We start from the raw sequence: 25083 nt of genomic DNA on the forward strand, positions 1-25083 counted from the left end.
ACGCCCGCCCTCGTGGCAGCGCATCGCAAGCCCAGGCAGCGCCTGTACACCGGCTCCGCGGCCCGCACCGCGGCGACCCTCGCCTTCGCCGGAGCCGCGACCGCCGCCGCGCTGCCCGGAGCCGCGCACGCGGACCCGGCCCCGACCGCCGCCCAGGTCAAGGCCCAGGTGGACCGGCTGTACCGGGAGGCCGAGGCCGCCACCGAGAAGTACAACGGCGCGAAGACCGAGGCGGCCGCCGCCGCGAAGTCGGTCGACGCCCTGCGCGACGAGGCCGCCCGCAGGACCGGCCGCCTCAACGCCGCCCGGGACGCCCTCGGCTCGTACGCCGCCGCGCAGTACCGCTCCGCCGGGATCGACCCCTCCGTGCAGCTGGCGCTCTCCTCCGACCCCGACCAGTACCTCCGGCGCGCCTCGTACGTGGAGCGCGCCGACGAACGCCGGGCGGCGGAACTCGGCTCGGTGCGGCGCCAGGTCGCCGACATCGCCCAGGTGCGCGCCGAGGCGGCCGACAAGCTGACCGAGCTGGCCGCCCGCCAGGCCGCCCTGAAGGAGCACCGGGCGACCGTCCGCGCCAAGCTCGCCGAGGCCCGGCGCCTGCTCGCCCGCCTCTCCCCCGCCGAGCGCGCCGCCTACGCCGCCTCCGAGGACGGCCGGGGCGCCGGCCACGCCGACCGCGGCACCCCGCGCGGCGCGGTCGCCGCTCCCAACGCGCGCGCGGCCCAGGCCGTCGCCTTCGCCTACAGCGCGCTGGGCAAGCCGTACGTCTGGGGCGCGACCGGGCCCGCCTCGTTCGACTGCTCGGGCCTCACCCAGGCCGCCTGGCGCGCGGCCGGGGTCTCGCTCCCCCGGACCACGTACACCCAGATCAACGCGGGCCGGCGGGTCTCCCGGTCCGAACTGGCCCCGGGAGACCTGGTGTTCTTCTACTCCGGCGTCACCCATGTCGGTCTGTACATCGGCAACGGGCAGATGATCCACGCCCCGCGCCCGGGGGCTCCGGTCAGGGTCGCGCCGATCAACGAAATGCCTTTCGCGGGGGCGACCCGGGTGGCATAGGCTCCCGGTTTCCGAGCCCGACCGCCGTGAGGACACCCACGCATGTCATTGGACATCGACGTCCAGACCCACGCCCGCACGCTCACGCTCCGCTCCCCCGACCATGTCCGCGTCGGCCCGTTCGCGATCCGCTACAACCCGGGCTGGTCCCTGAAGTACGCCAATTACGCCATCCCCGACCAGGGAACCGAGCCGACCCCCGGCGAACTCGACGCCCTCGTGGCGGCCTTCCGCGACCTGGACCGGATACCGCGACTGGAGTTCCTGCCCGGCTGGGCCCCGGCCGTCGAACCGGCGCTGCTCGCCGCCGGGTTCACCGTCGAGAACCGCGCCCCGATCCTGGCCTGCGCCCCCGGTGACCTGCTGCCCCCGAAGCCGGTGGCGGACCTGGCCGTCGCGGAGCCCGCCACCGACGCGGAGTTCGACGCCGCGGCCCTCGTCCAGCACCTCGGCTACGGCGGGACCGGCGAACCCGAGGACGGCACGGCCGCCTGGCTGCGCGACGCGGCGGCCGGCGGCGGGGTCGCCGCACTCGCCACCGTCGACGGCACCCCGGCCGGCGCGGGCGGCTGCTCGGTCCCGGTCGACGGGCTCACCGAGCTGGCCGGCCTCGCGGTGGGCGCGGACTTCCGCCGCCGGGGCATCGGGGCGGCGCTCTCCGCACACCTGACGCGCACCGCGTTCGAGCGGGGCTGCCGGGTGGTGTGGCTGGAGCCGGGCGACGCCGACGTGGAGCGGATCTACGCGTCGATCGGCTTCCGCAGGGCCGGCGAGAAGCTGAACATCTCGCTCGACCCGGAAGGGTCCTAGACCAGCCTGCGCGCCGTGGCCCAGCGGGTCAGCTCGTGGCGGTTGGAGAGCTGGAGCTTGCGCAGGACCGCCGAGACGTGGGACTCGACCGTCTTCACCGAGATGAACAGCTGCTTGGCGATCTCCTTGTACGCGTAGCCCCGGGCAATCAGCCGCAGCACCTCGCGCTCGCGCTGGGTCAGCCGGTCGAGGTCCTCGTCGACCGGGGGCGCGTCCGTGGAGGCGAAGGCGTCGAGGACGAAGCCGGCCAGGCGGGGCGAGAACACCGCGTCGCCGTCCTGGACCCGGAAGACCGAGTCGACCAGGTCGGTGCCGGTGATCGTCTTGGTGACGTAGCCGCGGGCGCCGCCCCGGATGACTCCGATGACGTCCTCGGCGGCGTCCGAGACGGACAGCGCGAGGAAGCGCACCGGGTTCTCCGCGGTGCCCATCAGGGGTGCGCAGCGGCGGAGCACCTCGACGCCGCCGCCGCCGGGGAGGTGGACGTCGAGGAGGACGACCTCGGGGCGGGTCGCCGTGATGACGGTGACCGCCTGGTCGACGTCCGCCGCCTCGCCGACGACCTCGACGCCGGTCTCCTCGGTGCGGCCGATCTCGGCCTGTACTCCGGTGCGGAACATCCGGTGGTCGTCGACGAGCACGACTCGTACCCGGCGCTCCGGACCCTCGTGGCCCACGGTCGCCTCAGTGGTCCCGTTCATCGCTCGTCCTCTCCATCTCCAGCTCGACTTCCGTGCCCCCACCGGGCACCGAACTCAGCCGGGCGGTGCCGCCGTTGCGCTGCATCCGGCCGATGATCGATTCTCGTACGCCCATTCTGTCCCCCGGTACGGAGTCCAGGTCGAATCCCGGGCCCCGGTCGCGCACGGAGACGAAGACCGTCCGGCCCTCGACCTCCGCGTAGACCTGGACGGCGCCTCCCTCGCCACCGTACTTGGCGGCGTTGACCATCGCCTCGCGTGCGGCCTGCATCTGTGCCGTCAGCCTCTCGTCGAGCGCGCAGTCGCCGACGACGACGACCTCCAGCGGGACGCCGTGCTTGTCCTCGACCTCGGCGGCGGCCCGTTTGACGGCCTCGGCCAGGGTCTCGGGCTCGTCGTCCTCGTCCTTGCCGGTGCCCTCGGGGTTGTACAGCCAGCTGCGCAGCTCGCGTTCCTGGGCGCGGGCCAGCCGGCGGACCTCGCCGCCGTCGTCGGCGTTGCGCTGGATCAGGGTGAGGGTGTGCAGCACGGAGTCGTGGACGTGGGCGGCGACCTCGGCCCGTTCCTGGGCCCGGATGCGCATGAGGCGTTCCTCGGAGAGGTCCTGGGTCATGCGGACGAAGTAGGGGCCGGCGAGCAGGGCGATGCCGGTGAGCACGGCGATGGCCGCGGTGAGGACGTTGCCGAGCTGGGCCGCGGAGCCTCGTACGACCATGAAGCCGGCGAGGCCGAGGCCGACCAGGGCGACCCCGGCCAGGGCGCGGGCCAGGTGCAGGACGCGGCGGCGGCTGCCGACCTCCATCCAGCGGGCGCGGCGGGCGTTGTCCGCCTGGCGCCAGACGAGGACGGAACCGGCGCCGATGAGCAGGGTGGGCCAGATGTAGCGGTCGGCCTTGCTGCCCATGTCGACATTGCCGACGAAGGTCACGGCGCCGATGAGCAGCGCGATGAGGGCGAAGACCTGGCCCTTGTCGGGTTTGCGGAGGCGGCGTCTGCCGTCGGGGGCGGTCTCGAAGACGGACTGGGGGGTCTCGACGCCGCCGACGCCGAGCGGGACGACGATCCAGAACACCGCGTACAGCAGAGCGCCGAGGCCGTCCGCGAAGAACAGCCCGAGGAAGACGAACCGCACCCAGGCCACCGGCAGTCCGAGGTGCCCGGCGAGCCCGCGCGCCACTCCGCCGAGCAGCCGGCCGTCGGCGCTGCGGTACAGCTTGCGCAGTGGCGGCTCCTCCGGGTCGGGGGCGTGGGAGCTTGCGGCTCGGGCGGTGGCTGCTGGCATGACCCGATCGTCACATGCCCGTACGGGGGGTGGCATCAGGGTCAGCCCCCAGTTCGACCCTGAGAGACCAGGGGGCGCGGGGCAGAGCGGCGGGGCGCCGTCCCTGAGAGAGCGGGGGTTCAATATCAGGGATCGGCCAGGGTCGGGGCGGGTGCCGCTGGGGCGTGGCGCCCGTCACCATGGAGCCATGACTGTTCCCCAGGACGCGCCGCCCGGCGCCGCACCGCCCCCCGCGCCCGCACCGCGGCTGCACCGCAGCCCGCGGCACAAGCTGGTGGCCGGGGTGTGCGGCGGGCTCGGCCGGTACTGCGACGTCGACCCGGTGATCTTCCGGATCGTGCTCGGTGTGCTCTCGGTGACCGGCGGCCTCGGGCTGATCTTCTACGGCTTCGCCTGGCTGCTGATCCCGCTGGAGGGCGAGGACGAGAACGAGGCACGCCGGCTGCTGTCGGGGCGCGTCGAGGGGGCGTCGCTGATCGCGGTGCTGTGCGCGCTGATCGGCTGCGGTCTGTTCCTGTCGATGCTGGGCAACGGCGGCACGCTCGCGTTCGCGGCGATGCTGTCGGTCGCGGTCGTCGGCTTCTCCGTGTGGACGCAGCGGCGCAGGACGGCCGGTCCCCAGGACCCGCTGCACGCGGCTGCCGCGCAGGCGGCGTCGGACGCGCCGCCGGAGGTCATGGCGCCGCCGACACTGTCGTGGCCGTCCTGGTGGCGCGACCCGATCGTCAAGGACGGGTCGACGGGCAAGGTGGCGATCGGCTATCTGTGGGGGCCGCAGGACGCGGTGCTCGACGGGGAGCCGCGCGGGGCGACACCCGATGCGCCGTTCCGTCCGCCGCCGCCCCGGTCGCGGGAGGTGCGCGGCCCGAGGTCCATAGGCGGACTGGCGTTCCTGACCGCCCTGCTGGCGGGCGGTCTGGGCACGGGCCTGAGCTGGGACGCCCAACCGCTCGGTACGAGCCTTCAGATCGGGCTCGCCGCCGCGCTCGCGGTGTTCGGTCTGGCGATGCTGGCCAGCGCGTTCGTCGGGCGGACCGGTTTCGGCACGCTGCTGCTGGCGATGATCACGGCCGGGCTGCTGGCCGGGGCGGCGGTGCTACCCAAGGACATCCCCACGCACTGGGTGCGCGAGCAGTGGCATCCGGTGTCGGTGGCCGCGGTGCAGCCGCGTTACGCGGTCGCCTCCGGCCAGGCCGAGCTGGATCTCAGCCGGATCACCGTGCCCAAGGGCGAGACGGTGAGGACGCGGGTGGAGGCGCGCGCGGGCCGGGTCCTGGTGCACGTGCCCCAGGACGCCACCGTCGAGGTGCACGCGAAGACCCGCGTCGGCGCGATCGTGGTGCTGGACGGGCACAGCAGGGGCGACCTGGACATCCGCGCCTCGCAGAACGAGCGCCGGACGCTGCCCCCGGCCGAGGGCAGCAAGCCGGGCGGCACGATCGAGCTGGATCTGGAAGTCGGTTACGGACAGGTGGAGGTCAACCGTGCCGCGTCATGAGTTCCGGCCCGGACGGGCCGTGGCCGGTCTGGTGATGCTGGCGCTGGCCGCCGGTTACGCGTGGGACGCGGCGGGCTTCTGGGACGCCCCGCCGCAGTTCTTCATCGGGCTGTTCACCGGCGGCCTGTGGACGGCCCTCCTGGTCACCTGGATCGGCTACCGGATACGCCGCCGCCGGGCCGCCCGAAAGGCGTCCAGGGAGAAGGACGCGGCCCCGCCGAGCAGCAGCGGCAGCCAGGCCATGAGGTAGACTAGGTCGTTGCCGAGGTAGTACGGGGAGACCTGCCAGCTGACGGTCAGCCACAGGCTCAGCGAGATCAGGACCCCGCCGAGCGCGGCGATCCGGGTCCACAGCCCGAGGAGGGTGCCGATCCCGACAGCGAGTTCACCGAAGGCGATGGCGTATCCGAAGCCGGACGGACCCTTCAGCGCCAGGTCGACCAGGCCGGGGATCGCGGCGGAGTCGCGCACCGCGCTCATCTGCTCGCCGATCGATCCGGCTCCGGTGGCGTGGAAGAACGCGCTGTCGGTGAGCTTGTCGAGCGCCGCGTAGACGAAGGTGACCCCGAGGAAGATCCGCAGGGGCAGCAGGGCGTGCTCCCGTGCCAGGTCCCGCAGGCTCCTGGCCTCGCCGAGGCCCCGCCCGTTACCGCCGTACCCGTGCATGCTTCTCCCGCCTTCCGCGACCGCACCGCTGTGTGCCGTGCGTGCCGCGCCGTTGCGGCCACCCGGCCGCCGCCACCGGACCGTGCGGCCCGTCACCCGACCTTACGTACGAAGCCGGCGGAACGACCCCGCGCGGTCCTGGTTCACAGGGTGCGGGGAGGGTGCGGTCAGTCGGTGACGTCGATCGCGACGCGGTTGGACTCGGTCCCCGCGGCCGTCACGACCTGCACCTCGACCACGCCCGGCTCCACCTCCACCGGCACCGGCACGGTCAGCAGGGTGTCGGAGGGGTTCGCGAAGCCGCCGGTGACCGGGACGAGCGGGACATGGACGTGGACGGAGCCGATGCGTACGACGACGCGGGCCAGCCGGTCCGGCGATCCGGAGCCGGGCGGCACGAACCCCGCGCCCCGGATCTCGATGTCGTCGCCGGTCCGGATCGGCGCGTCCAGGTCGCCCGCCTCCCGGGACCTGACGACCGACAGCACGACGGGCCGGCCGCCCTCGCCGTACTTCCCGGTGAAGTAGACGGCCGCCGAGACGGCCACCAGCAGGGCGAGTCCCCACGGCAGGTCGGGCAGCTGCTCGGGGCGGCGGGCGAGGCGGACCGCGGCGAACACCACGGCGACGGTGGACACCAGCACGTACTGCACATCGGTGAAGCCGCCGCGCCCCGAGTCGTCGGTGAGCAGGTCCGCGGCGCGCGGCCGGACGGCCCGCAGCTTCTGGAGCCGCCCGGACAGCACCCGTACGCTCACCACCCGGCGGACGGCGACCGCGACGGCGCACACCAGCGCCAGCACGGAGACCACCCCGGCGCCGCGCGCCAGGTCCAGGCCCTCGATCAGCTCGTCGCGCCGCGCGTGGTCGGAGGCGGCGGCCAGCTGGAGGGCGAGGACGAGGACGGAGAAGACGGCGAGCAGCACCCAGGACGCGGCGACCGTGCGGGAGGTGGAGAGCCGGTTGTCCTCGCCGATCAGCGGGGCGAGGAGGCCGCCGCGCGCCCGGTGGACGTGGGCGGCGCCGGTCAGCAGCGCGGCGGTGACGAAGCCGGCGACCAGTCCGGCGGTACGGGCGTGGCTCCAGCCCGCGCCGATCGCGGTGGCGGCCTCGGCGATCGCCAGCACGGCGAGGGCGCCCCAGACGATGATCAGGGTGCGCTGCCAGACCCGGTACAGCCAGGCGTCGCCGGCCTCCCGGCCCCGGTCCGCCACGGCCCGCGCGGACTCGGTGAGTTCGTCGGAGACCCACTGGCGGGTCGCGGAAGCGGACTGGGCGACCCCGGCGGGCAGCCCCTGTCCCGCGGCGAATTCGTCCCGCTTGGCCAGGAAGGCGGCCACCGCGCGCCGGTGTCCCTGGCGCGCCCCGTGCGGGCAGTCGCCGCAGGTGCAGCCTCCGCCGTGCGCGCCCTGTCGTGCCTCGTCCAACGCCACGGAGAACGCCGCCCTTTCCCGCCCCTGATACCGCCATTGGCCGATCAACTCGGCTGTGATTGCTGCGAATTGTGCCGTACGTGGCGGGTGGTTGCCGCATCGGGGCGCACCGGGCGGCCCACTTCGTCAGAATGTTCGAGCGATACGGCGCCAGAGCGGCTGGTAGTTGATCCAGGCGACGAGATCGCTGCCGAGCTGTTCGCGGGTGGCGACCGCGTCCCGGTGCTCGATCAGCACGGGCTTCCCGGCCGCCCGCGCGGCCAGCTGGATGCGGCAGGACCGCTCCAGGGAGAGGAACCACCAGGCCGCCGCGTCCACCGAGTCGCCCACGGTCAGCAGCCCGTGGTTGCGCAGGATGACCGCCTTGCGGCCCCCGAGCGCACCGGCGATCCGGCGCCCCTCCTCCTCGTCCACCACGACCCCGGTGTACGCGTCGTAAAGGGCGTGGTCCTCGTAGAAGGCGCAGGACTCCTGGGTGAGGGGGTCGATCAGCTCGCCCAGCGCGGCCAGGGCGCTGCCGTGCTCGGAGTGGGTGTGGGCGACCGCGACGACGTCCGGGCGGGCCAGGTGGACCTGGGCGTGGACGGTGAACGCCGCCTGGTTGACGTGGTGGCGCCCCTGGAGGACCTGCCCCTCGCCGTTGACCAGGATCAGGTCGTCGGGGTGCGCCTCGTCGAAGGGCACGCCGAACGGGTTGACCCAGAAGCAGGAGGTGAACTCCGGGTCCCGCGCGGTGATGTGACCGGAGACGCCGTCCTCGTAGCCGTACGAACCGAACAGCCGCAGCGCTCCGGCCAGCCGTTCCTTGCGGTGGACGCGTTCCTCGTCGGGCGACCGGTGGACGGGCGGCATCGCGAAGTGCAGCTGCTCGACGGGCAGGGGCGCGGGCTCGGGCATGGCGACTCCTCGGGGGCTCCCAGGGCATTCGGACGGAAGCTACCGCCGGTCACCCCAGGTGGCCAGAGCCATCACGTACCGATTCCGGTGCGGGCGGGATGTGCTTCACGCGCCGAGGACGAGGTAGGCGAGGCCGAGCGTGCCGCGGTAGCCGCCGTAGTAGCCGGTGCGCCGCTCGTCCACCGCCGCGACGACCCCGTCGTGCAGCGGGTGGCCCGGGTGGGCCAGGGCCCAGCGCTCGCCCCGGCCGATGTTGGCCTCCGACTCGAAGAGGTCCCATTCCCGCTGGTCGGCGACGGTCACCTGGAGCGGTCGCAGCCCGGCGGCCTCGGCCCGCCGGATCAGGGTGAGCAGAGAAACGAAGTCCCCGGGCCCGGCGCCGAGCCCGGCCAGCGCCCGTTCGTCGGGCTCCCGCTCCCAGAAACCGTCCCCGAACAGCACCCGTCCCCCGGGCCGCACGGCCGCGCGCAGGGCCGCCAGCGCCTCGGAGGTCCCGCCGGGCCAGGCGTGCGAGGCGCCGATGGAGACGGCCAGGTCGTAGCCGTTCTCCGGCCACTCGGCGGCGGGCACCTCGTGGAACCGCACGCGCCGGCCGAGCCCTCGCTCCTGGGCGAGGGCCCGCCCTCGCGCGACGGCCTCGGCGTCGGTCTCGACGCCGTCCCCGGTGCTGCCGGGCGCCGACTCCACCAGGCGCATCAGCAGTTCGCCCCAGCCGCTGCCCAGGTCCACGAGGCGTGCCCCGGGCGCGGGGGCGCAGGCCGCGACGAGGCGGGCGGCGTGCTCGTCGCAGAGCGGGGTGTTCCAGGTCAGGCGCTCGTTGTGGGCGGCGGACATCAGGGCGCGGATCTCATCGGCGGACATGGGCGCGGAGCCTGCCACGGGCGGGAGGCACGTGCCAGGGGATTTCCACGCGGTACGACGATGCCGCCGCCCGGAACGCCGGGCGGCGGCATCGGTCGCGTACTGCGGGGAGGGTCACTCCCACTCGATCGTCCCCGGCGGCTTGCTCGTCACGTCGAGCACCACGCGGTTGACGTCGGCGACCTCGTTGGTGATGCGGGTGGAGATCTTGGCGAGGGTCTCGTACGGCAGCCGCGACCAGTCGGCGGTCATGGCGTCCTCGGAGGAGACCGGGCGCAGCACGATCGGGTGGCCGTAGGTGCGGCCGTCGCCCTGGACGCCGACGCTGCGGACGTCCGCGAGCAGGACCACCGGGCACTGCCAGATGTCGCGGTCCAGGCCGGCGGCGGTCAGCTCCTCGCGGGCGATGGCGTCGGCCTCGCGCAGCAGGTCGAGCCGCTCCTTGGTGACGTCGCCGACGATGCGGATGCCGAGGCCGGGGCCGGGGAAGGGCTGGCGCTGGACGATCTCGTCGGGCAGGCCGAGCTCCTGGCCGACCATCCGGACCTCGTCCTTGAACAGCTGGCGCAGCGGCTCCACGAGCTCGAACTCGATGTCGTCGGGAAGCCCGCCCACGTTGTGGTGGGACTTGATGTTGGCGGTGCCGGTGCCGCCGCCGGACTCCACGACGTCCGGGTAGAGCGTGCCCTGCACGAGGAAGGCGACCTCGGGGCCGTCCTCCTGGAGGATCTCCAGCTGGGCCTGCTCGAAGACACGGATGAACTCGCGGCCGATGATCTTCCGCTTCTGCTCCGGGTCGGACACGCCGGCCAGGGCGTCGAGGAAGCGCTTCTCCGCGTCCACGACCTTCAGCTTCGCGCCGGTCGCGGCGACGAAGTCCTTCTCGACCTGCTCGGTCTCGCCCTTGCGCATCAGACCGTGGTCGACGTAGACGCAGGTGAGCTGGGAGCCGATGGCCTTCTGCACGAGCGCCGCGGCGACCGCCGAGTCGACGCCGCCGGAGAGGCCGCAGATGGCGCGCTTGTCGCCGACCTGGGCGCGGATCGCGGCGATCTGCTCCTCGACGACGTTGGTGGTCGTCCAGTTCGGCTCGATGCCGGCGCCCCGGTAGAGGAAGTGCTCCAGGACCTGCTGGCCGTGGGTGGAGTGCAGGACCTCCGGGTGGTACTGGACGCCGTAGAGCTTCTTCTCGTCGTTCTCGAAGGCGGCGACCGGGACGACGTCGGTGGACGCGGTGACGGTGAAGCCCTCGGGGGCGGCGGAGCAGGCGTCGCCGTGCGACATCCACACCGGCTGCTCGGCGGGGGTGCCCTCGAAGAGGGTGGAGCCGGTCTTGGAGACGGTCAGCGCGGTGCGGCCGTACTCGCGGGCGCCGTTGTCGTCGACGGTGCCGCCGAGCGTGGTCGCCATCAGCTGGAAGCCGTAGCACATGCCGAAGACGGGGACCCCGGCCTCGAACAGCGCGCGGTCGAGCGAGGGCGCGCCCTCGGCGTACACCGAGGAGGGCCCGCCGGACAGGATGATCGCCCGGGGGTTCTTGGCCAGCATCTCGGCCACCGGCATCGTGGACGGCACGATCTCGCTGTAGACCCGGGCCTCACGGACGCGTCGGGCGATGAGCTGGGCGTACTGCGCGCCGAAGTCGACAACGAGAACCACGTCGGTGGTGGTGTCGGGGGCGGCGGGGGGTGCTGCTGGCACGGGGCGGCCTTCCGGCGGTGGAGAGGGGTCGGTCCTCCCAATTCTACCGGCGGCCGGGAGCGTCCCTCGCCGGACGGAGGGCGTCCTGCGTCTCACCATCCGGCCGGACGGGGCCCGCCCCCGCGTCTCACCATCCGGGCCCGGTACCGGCCGGCGCGGGCGGCGGGCCATACTGTCCCCATGCGTCAGCACACGACCTTCGTCTTTACCTATGGCATCCGGCCCGCCGGCTGCCATGGTCGTGCTGCTTGAGCAACTGACAAGCAACGTTCCAGGCGCCCCGGGCCGACAGGCCCGGGGCGTTCTGGCGTTCCGGGCCCGACGGCCCCGGGGAGCCGCACCGCACTCACCGGGAGACCCGCATGAGCAGCAGCACCGCCACCTCCGCCACCGAGGCGACCGGCGCCCGCACCGACGAGGCCGCGTCCCTGATCGGCGACGCCCGCACCCGTATCGACGCCCTGGACGACCGGATCATCGGGCTCGTCCAGGAACGGATGGCCGTGTCCTCGGTGATCCAGCAGGCCCGGATGACCTCGGGCGGCCGCCGGGTCAACCTGTCCCGGGAGATGGAGATCCTGGCCCGCTACCGGGACGCGCTGGGCAAGCCGGGCACCTCGCTGGCGATGACGCTGCTGGAGCTGTGCCGGGGCCGGGTCTGAGCGGACGCGCTCGGGGGGCTGTAGGGGCGTATCCCAGTTCGGGCGGAGTCTCACCCGTACGGCGCGTGACCGGGTCCGGCGCGGCTTCGTTGGTCCCGGTGTCCGTGCCAGCCAGGGGCGGCTCTCGATGGAAACCACGCGTGGCTCCGCCGGGGTGTGTGGCGTGCCGCGTGCACGCCGTGGGACCGCGCACCGGCGTGCGTGACCGGTCGGCAGGGGACAGCAGCCCGGTCACTCGGAGGGGCCCTCGGGTTCCTCCAGGAACGGCCGGCTCCGGGGACGCCCGGGGCCGGCCGTTTCTCTGTCTGCCGCTGCTCTGCGTACCGCTGTGCTCCGCGTGCTGCTGTGCTCCGCGTGCTGCTGCTGCTCTGCCTGCTACTGCTCTGCCTGCTGCCGCTGCCGCTGCTCTGCGTACCGCTTCTTCGTGTGCCGCCGCTCCGTGTGCCGCTTCAGCGGGTGGCGCGGCGGCGGGAGGACATGAACAGGACGCCGCCCGCGAGCAGCGCGGCGAGCGCCGCGCCGGACGCCGCGAGCACGACGGTCCCGGTGGAGGCGAGCGCGCCCCCGCCCGAGCCGCCGGAAGCGGAGCCCGTCGTGCCGCCCGTGCCCGTCGTACCGGCTGACGACGAGCCGGCCGAGCCGGAGCCGGTCGCGCCGGTGTCACCCGAGCCTCCGGTGGAGCCGCCCGTGGCCGTCGAGCCGCCCGAGGCGGACTGGCCGGCCGTGGCGCCGGAGTCCCCGGCGTTGAGCACCAGGGAGGCGGTGTTGTTCGCGGGAGCCGGGTCGAAGCGCAGCTCGGGGTCCTGGAGGAAGGGGTTGCGGACCACGACCGCGCCGGACGCCCCCGTGACGGCCTTGTCGATCCTCAGCCGGAAGGGGAGGGCGAAGTCCGCGTCCTCGCGCACGGACATCGGTGTGGGGCAGACGTAGCGCGGGGCGGCCGTCTGGTCCTCGCGGTACTGCCCGTCCTTGGTCACGCCCCGGCAGGAGGCCGGCTTGGTGAGCACCGTGGCGCCCTCGGGGACCGTGACGTCTACGGTGGCGACGTCCTCGCCGGAGCGGATGTACCCGACCCAGGCGGGCCCCTGGTTGCGGAAGCCGACGGTCACGTCGACCGTGTCACCGGCCGCGCCGTCTGCCTTGTCGCCGTAGGCCGCGAAGTCGGCGCTGTTGTCCGTGCGGAAGTCGACGTCCTGCTGGTTGTCGTCCGGTTCCAGGTCGGCGGAGCGGGGCGCCGGGCTCTTGCGCAGGGCGAGCGTCGCGCCCTTGCCGGAGCTGAACCGGGCGCCGGCCCGCAGCGCGGCGCGGGCGTCGGTGCCGTCCTCGGCGATGCGGTAGAGGAACGAGTCGTAGAACGCGTGCTCGGTGGCACGGATCACGGGCGCCTCGGCCAGCGTGTAGGTGGCGCCGGGCTCGTAGCTGCCGGGGAAGGTGCACAGGGCGGTGGTCCAGGCGCCGGGGCTGCCCATGCCCAGGTCGTCCTCGCTGTACTCGCAGTTCTGGTACCGCTCGGTGAACTCCATGCCCCGGGTGTTGCGCAGGGTGAGCAGAACGCCCTCGGCCGCGCGGGTGCCGTTGTTGGTGAAGGTGATGGGCACCGGCTGGGCGTCCCCCGGCTTCAGCTCCGTCCTGAACGGCAGCCGCTTCATCGACAGGTCGGGGCCGCCGACGGAGACGCGCGCGGTGAACGCCTTGAAGGTGACTCCCTCCGCCTCGGCCGTGACCGCGATGGTTCCGCTGTCGCCGTCCTCGCTGCCCTCGGCGGCTGTGACGTCGAGTTCGGCGAGGGTGCTCAGGCCGGGCCAGATCCCGTAGTCGTGGCAGACGGCCGTCGTCCCGGTCCGCTCGCAGTCGAGGCCGCCGCGCTCGCCGAAGGAGACGTCCGCGATCCCGGCGAGCTTCCCGAAGTCGAAGCGGACGGTGTACTCGCCGTCGAAGACGCCGTTCTCCACGTCTTCCGACGGGTTGGTGACCGTGAGGCCCAGGGTGGCCTTCTGTGGGGTGCCCGTGGCCGGATACGGGTGCAGGGCCGTTTCGGCGGGGCCGCCGAGCGTGAACTCGGGGACGGCGGCCCGCGCCGGTCCGCCCAGCGCGAGCGTGCCGGCGGCCAGCAGGCCGGCCGAGGCAAGGATGCCCGCCGCACGGCGGAACGGGGTCGTGCTTCTCATCTCGGGCCCTCTGGGGTCGTCGGGAGCTGTGTGACCGCTGTGACAGCGATATGGGTACGACCAGGGGAGGGCGGGAAAAGTTGCGCGCGATCAGATCACGGATCGACTACGCCCAGTGGAGTGATCCAGCTCACATAAAGATTCCGTGAGTGCGAGGACAACCATCGGGGCGCCTGGCAGGTCATGCATGCGGAACACCGGTTGTCGGTTGTTGTGCGACGGACCGGTTACAGCGTGAGGGGCTGCACTTGGAGGGGGGTGCAGCCCCTTCTGCTGTCCTTATGCCGCTGTCCTCATGTCGCTGCCCTTACGCCTTGTCCGCCCGGTGCGTCTTGTCGGCCTCGTGCGCCTCGTGCGTCTCGTGCGCCTCGTGCGTCTCGTGCGTCTCGTGCGCCTCGTGCGCCTCGTGCGCCTCGTGCGCCTCGTGCGCCTCGTGCGCCTCGTGCGCCTCGTGCGCCTCGTCGGACGGCTCCTTCTTCGGCGGCACCGCGGGCATCCCCAGGAACGGCAGCCGCAGCGCGCCGAACGCCTCCTTCGGGACGGCCGGTGCCTGCGGCTCGACCGCGGCCAGCCGCTCGTACGCCTCGCCCTGCGCCGGGCGCGGGTCACGCTCGCCCTTGTTGGGCCAGAACGACATGGCGCGTTCCGCCTGCGCGGTGATCGTCAGCGAGGGGTTGACGCCGAGATTCGCGGAGACCGCCGAGCCGTCGACGACCGAGATGCCCGGGTGCCCGAACAGCCGGTGGTACGGGTCGATGACCCCCTCGTCCGCGTCGGCGCCGATCGGGCAGCCGCCGAGGAAGTGGGCGGTGAGCGGGGTGCCCATCAGCTCGCCGATGTTGGAGCCGGGGAAGCCGTTGATCTCGTCGGCGAGCAGCGAGGCGCTCTGCGTCGCCTCCGCGATCTGCGTCGGGTTGGGCGCGCCGTGGCCCTGGCGGGCGGTGAGCAGGCCCTTGCCGATGCCGCCCGGCTTGCGGTAGGCGGTCAGGGAGTTGTCGAGCGACTGCATGACGAGGCCGATGATGGTCCGCTCCGACCAGCGCCGGTTGGAGAGCGAACGGACGGCGAGCGTGGGGTGCTTGGCCAGGTTCCCGAACCAGGCGAGGACCCGGTGGGTGCTGTAGGGGACCTGGAGGATGGTCATCCCGCCCATGGCGTTGGAGCCCTTGCCGTAGCGGACCGGTTCGATGTGGGTGTTCTCGTCGGGGTGGATCGAGGACGTGATGGCGACGCCCTTGGTGAAGTCGGGCTTCGTCCCGTGCTTCTTGCGGTAGCGGCGGTCGGAGGTCTGCGCGCCGACGAGCCCCTCGGAGTTGGTCCGGGTCAGCTCGCCGAGCCGGGCGGAGAGCCGGGGCAGCAGTCCCTTGTCCTTCATCGTGTGCAGCAGGGTCTGGGTGCCGTACGTGCCCGCCGCGACGACCACCTCACGGGCGCGCAGCGCGGTGGGCTTCGCCTTCCTCCGGCGGTCGGTCGGCACGGTGGCGACGCGGTAGCCGCCGTCGGGGTGGTCGGTGACGCCGATGACGGAGGTCATGGGGTGGATGACCGCACCCGCCTTCTCGGCGAGGTGGAGGTAGTTCTCGTTGAGGGTGTTCTTCGCGCCGTGGCGGCAGCCCGTCATGCACTCGCCGCACTCGGTGCACGCCTTGCGCGCCGGGCCCGCACCGCCGAAGTAGGGGTCGGCGACCGTGCCGCCCGGCTTCGCCCGCGCGGTGCCGTCCGCGTCCTCGCCGTCACCGAAGAAGACGCCGACCGGGGCCAGGTGGAAGGTGTCGCCGACGCCCATCGCCTCGGCGGTCGCCCTGAGGTGGACGTCGGAGGGGGTCGTCGTCGGGTTGAGCCGGACCCCGAGCATCCGCTTGGCCTGGTCGTAGTACGGCTTCAGCTCGTCCTGCCAGTCGGTGATGTGCGCCCACTGGCGGTCCTCGAAGAACGGCGCGGGGGGCACGTACAGCGTGTTGGCGTAGTTCAGCGAGCCGCCGCCGACCCCGGCGCCGGCCAGCACCATCACCTTGCCGAGCAGATGCACGCGCTGGATGCCGAAGAGGCCGAGGGCGGGGGCCCAGAGGTAGTTCTTCAGGTCCCAGGAGTTCTTGGGAAGGGTGCCGGGGGTGAAGCGGCGGCCCGCCTCCAGGACGCCGACCCGGTAGCCCTTCTCGCTCAGCCGGAGCGCCGAGACCGCACCGCCGAAGCCCGAACCGACGACGATCACGTCGTAGTCGTACGCGGCGTCGTCGTCGGCCGCACCGGCCGGCCGGTCCTGATTCTGGGCAGGGCTGTCCTGAGACATGACACTCCTCGGTACGAAAAGGACAGAAGTGGTGCGGGCAGGGGCGGGGGTTCAGCGCAGGCGGAACGCCTTCATCGCCTTCAGGCTGCGGCTCATGAACGCCGCGTACTTCTCGTCGTCCATCCCGAAGGACGGGGCGAGCGGGATCAGCCGCTGCTGGGCGACGGTCTGGGCCTCGGTGTACTTGAGGATGCCCTCGGAGCCGTGCCGGCGGCCGAGACCGGAGTCCTTCATGCCGCCCATCGGCGACTGCACGCTGCCGTACGCGGGGGCGTACCCCTCGTTGATGTTGACCGTGCCGGTGCGCAGCCGGGCGGCGATCCGGTGGCCGCGCCTGCCGTCCTTGGTCCAGACGCTGGAGTTGAGGCCGTACGGGGTGGCGTTGGCCAGCTCCACAACCTCGTCCTCGTCGCTGAAGCGGTAGACCGAGACGACCGGGCCGAAGGTCTCCTCGGTGCAGACGGCCATCGGGGCCTCCACGCCGTCCAGGATCGTCGGCTCGTAGAAGAGCGGGCCGATGTCGGGGCGGGCGACCCCGCCGGCCACCAGCTTGGCGCCCTTCTCGACGGCCTCCGCGACATGCCGGCTGACGGTCTCCAGCTGCCGCTCGCCCACCAGCGAGCCCATGTCGGCGCCGTACGCGAGGGAGCTGCCGAGCCGCATCGCCTTCGTACGGGCGGCGAACCGCTCCACGAAGGCGTCGGCGACGGACTCGTGGACGTACAGCCGCTCGATGGAGATGCAGAGCTGGCCGGCCGAGGAGAAGCAGGCGCGGACGGCGCCGGCGGCGGCCTTCTCCACGTCGGCGTCCGCCAGGACCAGCATGGCGTTCTTGCCGCCGAGCTCCAGCGAGACGCCGACGAGCCGGGCCGCCGCGCCCTGGGCGACCTCGCGGCCGGTGCGGGTGGAGCCGGTGAACGAGACGTAGTCGGCGTGCTTGACGACCTCGGGGCCGATGACCGGGCCGTCGCCGAGGACGACCTGGAAGACCTCGGCCGGGAGCCCCGCCTCGATGAGCAGGTCGCGGGCCCACAGGGCGGTCAGCGCGGTCTCGGTGTCGGGCTTCATCACCACGGCGTTGCCGGAGACGAAGGCGGGCAGGGCGTCGCCGACGGACAGCTCGAAGGGGTAGTTCCACGGGGCGATCTGGCCGACGACCCCGCGCGGCTGACGCAGCTCGGTGACCTTGGTGAGGGTCGGTACGACACCCGTGTGGCGCTTGGGCTTCAGATACGCGGCGGCCTTGCGGCCGTAGTGCCGGGCGGCGACGGCGACCGCCTGCACCTCCTCGTGGGCGTGCAGCCGGGCCTTGCCGGTCTCCAGCTGGATGAGGTCGAGGACCTCGGACTGGCGGCCGATGACGAGGTCGTGGAAGCGCAGGAGGACCGCGGCCCGGTCCCGTACCGGCAGGGCGGCCCAGACGGGCTGGGCGGCGCGCGCCCGCTCGAAGGCGGTCGCCACGTCCTCGGGGGTGGACTCCGGCAGGTCGGCCAGCTTCGCACCGGTGAAGGGGGTGTGGTTGGCGGTACGGCCGGAGCCGACGACGCCGCGCGTCAGCTGGGCGATCACCTCGGGCGTCACGACATCGGCGGCCGTGCGCACGCCCGCGGGCGCGGCGGCCACGGGGTTGGTGCCGGCAGCGGCGGCGGAGGTGGACGTGGGGGCCTGCGAGTCCGTCATGAGGGCGAGAGTACGTCGGCCGGAAGGCTTTGGGTACCCGTGGGTAACAGCTTTTCACCGTCTCTCCCGGAGTCCCGCCACCCACCCGTCGACCCAGCCAGTGATCACTGGCGACATAAGTCCTGATCAGGGGCTATCCGCCAGCCCCCGCCGGTCCGGGTGTCCGGACGGGTCAGTCGGTGTCAGTCGGTGTCGGCCGGGGCGCGCCAGCTGCGCAGCATCGTGTTGAACCGGTCCCGGGTGTTGTCCCAGTCGTCCGCGGGGCCCGTCATGTAGAGCGCGTACTCCGGGCCGCCCTCCTTCGCGAAATACATCTGGTCGATGGCGTGCCGCGCCTCGCCGTTCTTCTCGGTCCAGGTGAACTCCCAGATGGACCCGGGGCAGTCGCGGTAGACGTTGGAGTTCAGCTCCAGGTTCACGTACTGGGGCAGCCGCTTGCTGAGCGTCGTCTGCAGTTCCAGCATGTGGTCGTAGGAGTTGTCGAAGTCGGGGGCCGGGTCGACGCTGATCCGGAGGTAGTGCACGCCGCCGTCCGGGGTGTAGTCGATGTTGGTGCCCTCCATCCGGCGCTCCCAGCCCTCCGGCATGAAGATGCTGAACCCGGCCGGGTCCTCCACCCGCCGCCAGCCGTCCGGCACGCCCTGCGTCGCCGGGTCCTTCGAGGCCGACTCGGTGGGCGTTGGGGTGGGCGAGGGCGTCGGGGTGGCCGGCCCCGGGGTGCGGGGGCCGTGGGTGCCGGTGCCGCCGCTCGCGGTGCCCGCGGCCTCCGTGCGGTGCGCGTACATCATCGCGGCGATACCCGCGCCGCCGCCGAGCACCGCGGCCAGCGCGATGACCAGGACGGTCGTACGCCACCGGCTGCGGCGGGGAGCCGGGGCGGGGGCCGGGCCGGGGGCCGGGCCGAGTTGCGGCAGCACGGCGGTGCCCCCGCGCAGCATCTCCTCGGAGACCTGCTGTGTCGGGACGAACGCCTGGGCGCTCCTCGGCGCGCGGCCCTCCATGGCCTCCATGAGCATCCGCTCGGTCTCCGCCGCCGACGGCCGGTCCTCCGGCTCCTTGCGCAGCAGCGCGGTGATGACGGGGGCGAGCGCCCCGGCCCTGCCGGGCGGCGGCGGGTCCTCGGTGACGACCGCCTGCATGGTCGATATCGGGGAGGTCCGGCGGAACGGCGAGCGCCCCTCGACCGCCGTGTACAGCGTGGCGCCCAGCGACCACAGGTCGGACGCCGGGCCGGGGTCGCCGCCGCGTACCCGCTCGGGCGCCAGGTAGTCGATGGAGCCGACGAGTTCACCGGTCCTGGTGATGGTGGAGTCGCCCTCGATCGCGGCGATCCCGAAGTCGGTCAGCAGGACCCGGCCGTCCCGGGCGAGCAGCACGTTGCCCGGCTTCACATCGCGGTGCAGCACCCCGGCGTCGTGCGCGGCGCGCAGCGCGCCCAGCACGTGCAGCCCGATCCTGGCGGCCTCGCGCGCCTCGACCTCGCCGTACTCCTTCGCCCGGTCGGCGAGCGACGGGCCGTCGACGTACTGCATGACGATCCACGGCCTGTTGTCGTACTCGACCACGTCGTGCACGGTGACGACACCGGGGTGGGTGATGCGGGCCGCCGCTCTGGCCTCCTTCTGGGTCCTGGCGTGCAGGACGAGCCGGTCCGCGTCGGTGACGTAGAGACCGGCGGTCAGCTCCTTGACGGCGACGGTGCGGTGCAGCACCTCGTCGTGGGCCCGCCAGACCTGGCCCATGCCCCCGCGTCCGAGGACGTCGCCCAGCCGGTACCTCCCGGCCAGCAGAAGTCCGGCGTCCGTGCCCTGTGATCCATCCACGTGTGTCCCCGCCCCCGTTGCTTCGGAAGACAGGTTACGGATCGCACGCGCGGCCACGGAACCTCGCATCGCGCACGAGACCGCACTGTGATGCTTGTCGCCCCGGGGGTTCAGCCCGTCACACGGTAGGAGACGCTGGCCTGTTGGTAGATCTCCGTGACCCTGTCCCGCTGGTCCTCCGGGCCGATGACCTGGAGGACGTGGTAGCGGCCTTCGACGAGCATGACGAGGTTACGGACGTACACCTCGCGGCCGTTGCCGTCCTGCCAGGTGAACTGGCCCTCCGCCATGGCCTGTCGGCCGACGTCGGTGCGCCGCAGTCCGCTCGCCGATGACCAGGTGGAGTCGCGGAACGGCTTCAACTCCGGCTCCTTGTCCCGCTGGTAGTCCAGCGGGTCGCTGCCGTTGGCCTTGGCGGTGTCGCGGCCGGGGACGATCAGCACGCTGAAGCCGTCGCTCCCGTAGTGGACCTGGCGCTCGGCGTTGGCCGGGCTGCGCTGCCAGCCCTTGGGGATGCCGACCTCGAAGCCCTCGGCGTCCTTGCGCAGTGTGTAGCCCGGCGCGAGCGCGGCGGCGGAGCGGCTGGTCTGCGGCTGCTGCGCCCCGGAGGACTTGGCCGGTGACGGCTCCTTCGACCCGGTCGGCCCGGGGTCGGGCGTCGCGGAACCGGACGGCGCGGAGGCGGTGGGGGCGGGCGCGGCGCCGGTCCCCTTGTCCGCGTCCGACTTGGGCATGAACATCACGGCGTACGCGATGACCGCGACGAGCACCAGCAGGATCAGGACAAGCAGCAGCCTGCCCAGCCGGCGCGGCGGGCGGTCGGGCGGGGTGCGCAGCGCCTTGGGGCCCTTGGGCTCGCGGGGCGCCTTCAGGCGCGGCTCGTGGTACGTGCCGACCGTGCGGTCGGCGGCCTCCCCGGTGTGGCGGTGCCGGCCGTGCGCCGCCCCGCCGCGCCGGCCGCGCCGCTTGCGGACGAGCTCGCCGCGACGGCGTACGACGGGCAGCCGCGCGGTGTCCTCGGCGGGCAGCGTCACGACGTCGAGCCCGGCCTCCGGTTCCGGCGCCGAGCGTACGAGGGAGCGCAGCCAGCCGCTCAGCTCCTCGACGTCGGGCCGCTCGGTGGGGTCCTGGCGCAGCAGCGACTCGACGACCGGGCGCAGCGGGCCGCACTCCTCGGCGAAGGCGGGCGGTTCGCCGCAGACCATCTGGACGAGCTCGGGGGCGCTGTCCTCGGGGTACGGGGCGTGCCCCTGGACCGCGCGGTAGAGCAGCGCGCCGAGGGCCCACAGATCGGTGGCGGGGCCGATGGGCGGGGCCAGCTGCCAGTTCCCGTGGACGGGCCCGGCCTGTTCGGGCGCCCACCGCTCGGTGACCGCGCCGACGACGGCGATCCGTGCCTGGCGCGCCCGCTCGGCGGCGAGGGCGGTGGCGGGGCCCCGGTAGGCGGAGCCGCCCTGGTCCGGGGCGGCGGCGTCGTCCCAGCGCCCGGCCCCTGAGCCGGTCGCCGGGGGCAGCGCGGGCGCGGGGGCCCGCCGGGAGGCGTCGGCACGCAGGGCGTCCTCGCCGGACCCGCCGGCGGGCACGGGCCGCCCGGAGCCGGGCCCGTCGTCCCAGGAACCGGTCAGGTGCAACCGCCGGGGCGGCGCCTGCCCGCCGTCCTCGTCCTCGTCGTCGTCCTCCTCGTCGTCCACGTCATACGCATAGCCGTCGTACGGCTCCTGCGCCTCGGCCCCCCGCACCCAGCCCCCGGGCAACTGCGGGAGCGCGGGCCGGGACGCGGTGCGCTCGCCCTCACCATCGAAGTCCTCACCGCCCGGCCGCCCGTACCCGGAACGCGCGCCGGAACCCGGGGCCTGCGGGAGCACGGGCCACGCGTCGGTGGCGGGCTCGGAGCCACGCGTCTCACCCGCACCACGCGGGGCCTGCGGGAGCACGGGCCATGCGTCGGTGGCGGGCTCGGCGCCGCGCCCATCGCCCTCACCGGACGACTGCCGGTACGGCGAACGACCGTCCTCGCCGGACACGGCCTCCGCACCACGCGGGGCCTGCGGAAGCACCGGCCACGCGTCGGTGGCGGGCTCGGAGCCACGCGTCTCACCCGCACCACGCGGGGCCTGCGGAAGCACCGGCCACGCGTCGGTGGCGGGTTCGACGTCACGCCCGTCGCCCACGCGGCCCTGAGCCTGCGGAAGCACGGGCCACGCGTCGGGGCCGGCACCGTGTGGCTCGTCCCTGTCGTCCGGCGGCTGTGGGCGTCCCGGCCAGGCGTCCGGCGCGGGTTCCGTGCCGCGCTCGTCGTCCGCGCCGGCCGACGGCTGCGGGAGCGCGGGGCGCGCGCCCGGGGCGTTCCCCGCGCGGCGTTCCTCCTCGCTGACGCGGGCGGCGGCGGCGCGGGCTCCCGCCCGGTACGCGGCAATGGCTCCGGCCCGCGCGGCCCTGGCGCGGGCGGCGCTGTCCGTCCCGGCGGCGGGCACGGGCAGCCCGCCGGGCGGCACCGGCCGGCGCGCGGGGTCCGCCTCGCCGCCGTACGGAGGCGCGACGCGGTCCGCCTCGCCGCCGTACGGGGACGCGAGTTCGGCGCCCGGTCCCGACTCGATCGCCGCGGGGCCCCGGGAGGCCGGCAGGTAGCCGGCTTCGGTTTCGTCGGGGGCGTACGGGCCGGGCGGCTCCGGGTCGGCCTCGGGCGGGACGTAGGGGCCGGTGGGGCCGGACTCGACGGCGGGGCCGCCGTATCCGTCCTCGTCCGGCTCCTCGTCGTCGGGGTGCGGCACCGGGTTGTAACCGCACAGCGCCTCCTCGGCCGCACCGGCCGCGAGACCGGTCAGGACGACCCGCCCGTCGTCGCAGACGAGCACCGTGCGCACGGTGATGTTGCGGTGGGTCCAGCCATGGGCGTGCAGCACACGCAGCGCCGTCAGCACGTCGGAGCCGATCTCGGCGGCCCGGAACGGGTTGAGCGGGCGCTCCGCGAGGAGGGCGGCCAGCGGGCGGGACGCCACCAGTTCGCTCACTATCCAGAGCGAACCCTGCTCCGCGAACACGTCGAAGACCTGGTCGAGCCGTGGATGGTCGGGCACTTGGGCCGCCGCCTGGGCGGCCTCGATGGCGCGTCGCACGGCCGGTTCGGTGGGCCGCCCGACCGCACGTCCGCCGGGGCGCGGCACGGAAAAGGCGCGGCCGTCGCCCTCGACGAACTCCGCGTCCACGACCTCGGGCAGCGGCACCTGCCGGACCAGGACCTCCTGGCCGCTGTACGTGTCGAATGCCCGGGTCTCGACCAGTTCGTACGCGTCGGCCGGAGGCAGCGGAAGGCGGTAGCGGTCGGCAAGCACCCGACCCGCGTAGTCGTCCACGACGCCTCCCCAGAGCGCGCTGTCCCCCCGGTCACGCAGACCGCTCCGCACCGAATCCGTCAATCACAGTCACTTGCGGTGCAATTGACTGTCTGTTTCGGCTGCGTACGGTCTACGGGATCTCACCATACGTGTCCTGCGGCGGCGGCGCGGCCGGTCGGCACAACCCGGCCCCTCGGCCGCCTCCGGCCCGCGCCGGGCCGCCTCAGCCGACCGGCTCGAACGACGCGAACGCCGTCTCGCGCAGCGTCCGGCACTCCTTGCCGTCCCACTCGTCCGCCTTGCAGCTGATCATGATCGCGTAGCCGTGCTTCGCGTCGGCCTTGAAGCCGCGGTTCAGCACCCGGACGCGCCGGCCGTGCTGGGTCCGTTCGAACTCCCAGTCGGCGACGGTGGGGTAGCCCTTGTACTCCACCTTCTTGATGCCGATGTGGTGGTAGTTCGTACTGGAGGCGGCGACTCCGCTGCGGGCGGTGTTCCAGGCGAGCGCCGCGTCGCCGCCGGGCGAACCGGTGTAGTCGACCTGGAGGCGGGGAAAGCCGCCGTCGGCGTTGTAGATGGCGCCGGCGCCCTGGCCCGATGTGGTGTCGAAGCGGAAGTCCTTGGGCATCGCGATGGTGAAGTGGAACCGCTTGTTCGTCACCGCGTGGTACCCGGCGGGCAGGGCGTCGGCGTCCTCGTCGCCCTTCGCGCCGTCGTCGTCGCCGTCCTTCGCCCCCTTGTCCGCGTCGTCGTCCTGGCCCCGGCCGGCGTCGTCGCCCTTGCCCGCGTCCTGTTCCTTGCCGCTGCCGCCCTGTTCGGCGTCGGCCGACCCGGAGGAGCCGGTGGCGGTGGGCGTCCCGGCGGGTGCGGACGCGCCGGGCTTCTTCGCACCGGAGTCGTCGGACGTGTCGTCGCCGCCGAGGGTGAGCGCGAGAACCGTGCCGAGGACGGCGAGCGCGATGACGGCCGCGATGATCGCCAGGGTGCGGCGCGGCACGACGTCGGTGAGGGACGCCCGGGGCGCGGTGACCGGTGAGGAGGCCGGGCGCTGCGGCGGTACGGCTCCCGAGGGGGCCGCGGCGCCGGGGGCAGGGGTGGGCCGGGCCGGGACGGGCGGTGCGGTGACGGGGGCCGCGACGGCACCGGCGGCGGGCGTCGCCTTCGCGTTGCGTACGGAGCGCAGCGCGCCGCGCAGCCGGTCGCGGGCGCCCTCGCCGGTCTCCCCGGACTTCGCCGCCCCGGCGTCGGCGACGCCCTTGGGCAGGGCCATGACCTGGGTGGCGTCGGCCGGGGCCGGCACCGGGCGCTCCGGCTGGTCGAAGGAGCTGATGACGTCGTTGAGCAGGGCGCGCGCGCCCGCGTCGTCGAGCCGCTGCTCGGGGTCCCGGGCGAGCAGCCCGTAGATGACCTCCTCCAGCGGGCCCGCGTTCTTCGGGGGGTCGAGCGGCTCGGTCATCACGGCGGTCAGGGTCGCGATGGCGGATCCCTTGTCGTACGGCGGGCAGCCCTCGACGCTCGCGTACAGCAGGCCGCCCAGCGACCACAGGTCTGCGGGCGGGCCCGGCTTGTGGCCGCGCGCCCGCTCCGGCGAGATGTACGAGGGCGCGCCGACGAGCATGCCCGTGGAGGTGACGGAGGGGTCGCCCTCGACCTGCGCGATGCCGAAGTCGGTGAGCACGACCCGGCCGTCCTCGGCGATGAGCACGTTGGACGGCTTCACGTCGCGGTGCAGGATGCCCTCGCGGTGCGCCGAGCGCAGCACGTCGAGGATGGCGAGGCCGACCTCGGCGGCACGTTTCGGCGTCAGGACGCCGTCCTCGCGCACCGCCTCGGCCAGCGACTTGCCCTCGATGAGCTCCATGACGATCCACGGCCGGTCGTCCTCGTCGACCACGTCGTAGACCGTGACGGCGCCGTTGTTGCGGATGCGCGCGATCGCCTTGGCCTCGCGCAGCGTACGCGTGATCAGCCTGCGCTTCTCGTCGTCGTCGATGGCCGAGGGGAACCGCAGCTCCTTGACCGCCACCGTGCGGCCCAGCGTCTCGTCGACGGCGCGCCAGACCGTACCCATACCGCCCCGGCCGAGCACCTCCCCGAGCCGGTACCGCCCCGCAAGGAGACGTCCGTCCTTGTCCCGTTGGGGCTCCCGTGCCTGCTCCGCCTCCGACATGCGTCCCCTCTGCGATCAACCCGCCCTGGCAGAGCGTTCATTGTCCC

Annotated in this window: 18 protein-coding genes; 5 read left to right on the forward strand and 13 right to left on the reverse strand. The window is 73.6% G+C overall.

The features are described 5' to 3' along the window. Nucleotides 1–12 precede the first annotated feature (12 nt). Together B082_RS0104020 and B082_RS0104025 are read left to right on the forward strand one after the other, a co-directional pair. Complete coding sequence (locus B082_RS0104020) at nt 13–1059, forward strand: C40 family peptidase (RefSeq protein ID WP_018550533.1); 1047 nt, start codon at nt 13–15, stop codon at nt 1057–1059. 42 nt (nt 1060–1101) lie between these two features. Then, complete coding sequence (locus tag B082_RS0104025) at nt 1102–1869, forward strand: GNAT family N-acetyltransferase (protein ID WP_018550534.1); 768 nt, start codon at nt 1102–1104, stop codon at nt 1867–1869. Here the strand turns inward: B082_RS0104025 and B082_RS0104030 are convergent. Together B082_RS0104030 and B082_RS0104035 are read right to left on the reverse strand one after the other, a co-directional pair. After that, nucleotides 1866–2570: a LuxR C-terminal-related transcriptional regulator gene (locus tag B082_RS0104030; RefSeq protein ID WP_018550535.1), complete on the reverse strand. Its 705-nt coding sequence runs from the start codon at nt 2568–2570 to the stop codon at nt 1866–1868. The two genes, B082_RS0104025 and B082_RS0104030, sit on opposite strands and share 4 nt — an antisense overlap. After that, on the reverse strand, nt 2554–3852 hold the full coding sequence (locus B082_RS0104035) for an ATP-binding protein (RefSeq protein ID WP_018550536.1): 1299 nt from the start codon (nt 3850–3852) through the stop codon (nt 2554–2556). Before B082_RS0104035 ends, B082_RS0104030 begins: the two co-directional genes overlap by 17 nt. A gap of 187 nt (nt 3853–4039) precedes the next feature. Between B082_RS0104035 and B082_RS0104040 the strand changes: the two genes are divergently transcribed. Both B082_RS0104040 and B082_RS0104045 read left to right on the forward strand, forming a co-directional pair. Next, the gene (locus B082_RS0104040; protein ID WP_018550537.1) at nt 4040–5350 is read left to right on the forward strand and encodes a PspC domain-containing protein; all 1311 of its coding nucleotides are present in this window, start codon (nt 4040–4042) and stop codon (nt 5348–5350) included. After that, nucleotides 5337–5600 carry a hypothetical protein gene (locus B082_RS0104045; RefSeq protein WP_026249413.1) on the forward strand — a complete coding sequence of 88 codons (264 nt, stop codon included), beginning with the start codon at nt 5337–5339 and terminating at the stop codon, nt 5598–5600. Before B082_RS0104040 ends, B082_RS0104045 begins: the two co-directional genes overlap by 14 nt. Here the strand turns inward: B082_RS0104045 and B082_RS0104050 are convergent. The 5 genes from B082_RS0104050 to guaA all read right to left on the reverse strand — a co-directional run bounded on the left by B082_RS0104050 (nt 5507) and on the right by guaA (nt 10908). Then, on the reverse strand, nt 5507–6016 hold the full coding sequence (locus tag B082_RS0104050; RefSeq protein WP_018550538.1) for a DoxX family protein: 510 nt from the start codon (nt 6014–6016) through the stop codon (nt 5507–5509). The two genes, B082_RS0104045 and B082_RS0104050, sit on opposite strands and share 94 nt — an antisense overlap. 167 nt (nt 6017–6183) lie before the next feature. Beyond that, nucleotides 6184–7449 (reverse strand): hypothetical protein, encoded by a 1266-nt coding sequence (locus tag B082_RS0104055; RefSeq protein ID WP_037709345.1) that lies wholly within the window; start codon nt 7447–7449, stop codon nt 6184–6186. 126 nt (nt 7450–7575) lie between these two features. Beyond that, entirely contained in the window at nt 7576–8346 is a 771-nt protein-coding gene (locus B082_RS0104060; RefSeq protein WP_018550540.1) for a class II aldolase/adducin family protein, read from the reverse strand. A 105-nt stretch (nt 8347–8451) separates the two neighbouring features. Further along, entirely contained in the window at nt 8452–9207 is a 756-nt protein-coding gene (locus B082_RS0104065; RefSeq protein WP_018550541.1) for a class I SAM-dependent methyltransferase, read from the reverse strand. Nucleotides 9208–9321: 114 nt separating this feature from the next. Continuing rightward, nucleotides 9322–10908 (reverse strand): glutamine-hydrolyzing GMP synthase, encoded by a 1587-nt coding sequence (gene guaA / locus B082_RS0104070; RefSeq protein ID WP_018550542.1) that lies wholly within the window; start codon nt 10906–10908, stop codon nt 9322–9324. A gap of 362 nt (nt 10909–11270) precedes the next feature. On the opposite strand from guaA, the gene B082_RS0104075 reads away from it, so the two are divergent. Further along, nucleotides 11271–11570 carry a chorismate mutase gene (locus B082_RS0104075; RefSeq protein ID WP_018550543.1) on the forward strand — a complete coding sequence of 100 codons (300 nt, stop codon included), beginning with the start codon at nt 11271–11273 and terminating at the stop codon, nt 11568–11570. Nucleotides 11571–12019: 449 nt separating this feature from the next. Here B082_RS0104075 and B082_RS0104080 read toward each other — a convergent pair whose 3' ends face one another. The 6 genes from B082_RS0104080 to B082_RS0104105 all read right to left on the reverse strand — a co-directional run bounded on the left by B082_RS0104080 (nt 12020) and on the right by B082_RS0104105 (nt 25036). Next, nucleotides 12020–13738 (reverse strand): hypothetical protein, encoded by a 1719-nt coding sequence (locus B082_RS0104080; RefSeq protein WP_018550544.1) that lies wholly within the window; start codon nt 13736–13738, stop codon nt 12020–12022. A gap of 307 nt (nt 13739–14045) precedes the next feature. Then, nucleotides 14046–16028: a GMC oxidoreductase gene (locus tag B082_RS0104085; RefSeq protein ID WP_018550545.1), complete on the reverse strand. Its 1983-nt coding sequence runs from the start codon at nt 16026–16028 to the stop codon at nt 14046–14048. Nucleotides 16029–16079: 51 nt separating this feature from the next. Continuing rightward, entirely contained in the window at nt 16080–17708 is a 1629-nt protein-coding gene (locus tag B082_RS0104090) for a succinic semialdehyde dehydrogenase (RefSeq protein WP_018550546.1), read from the reverse strand. A gap of 182 nt (nt 17709–17890) precedes the next feature. Next, nucleotides 17891–19531 carry a serine/threonine-protein kinase gene (locus tag B082_RS0104095; protein ID WP_018550547.1) on the reverse strand — a complete coding sequence of 547 codons (1641 nt, stop codon included), beginning with the start codon at nt 19529–19531 and terminating at the stop codon, nt 17891–17893. 110 nt (nt 19532–19641) lie between these two features. Then, on the reverse strand, nt 19642–22884 hold the full coding sequence (locus B082_RS0104100; protein WP_018550548.1) for a protein kinase: 3243 nt from the start codon (nt 22882–22884) through the stop codon (nt 19642–19644). 205 nt (nt 22885–23089) lie between these two features. Further along, a complete protein-coding gene (locus B082_RS0104105; protein WP_018550549.1) occupies nt 23090–25036 on the reverse strand; it encodes a serine/threonine-protein kinase in 1947 nt (648 codons plus the stop codon). Nucleotides 25037–25083: the final 47 nt, after the last annotated feature.

Origin of the sequence: Streptomyces sp. ATexAB-D23 (assembly GCF_000373645.1) — a bacterium.
Lineage (GTDB): Bacteria > Actinomycetota > Actinomycetes > Streptomycetales > Streptomycetaceae > Streptomyces > Streptomyces castrisilvae.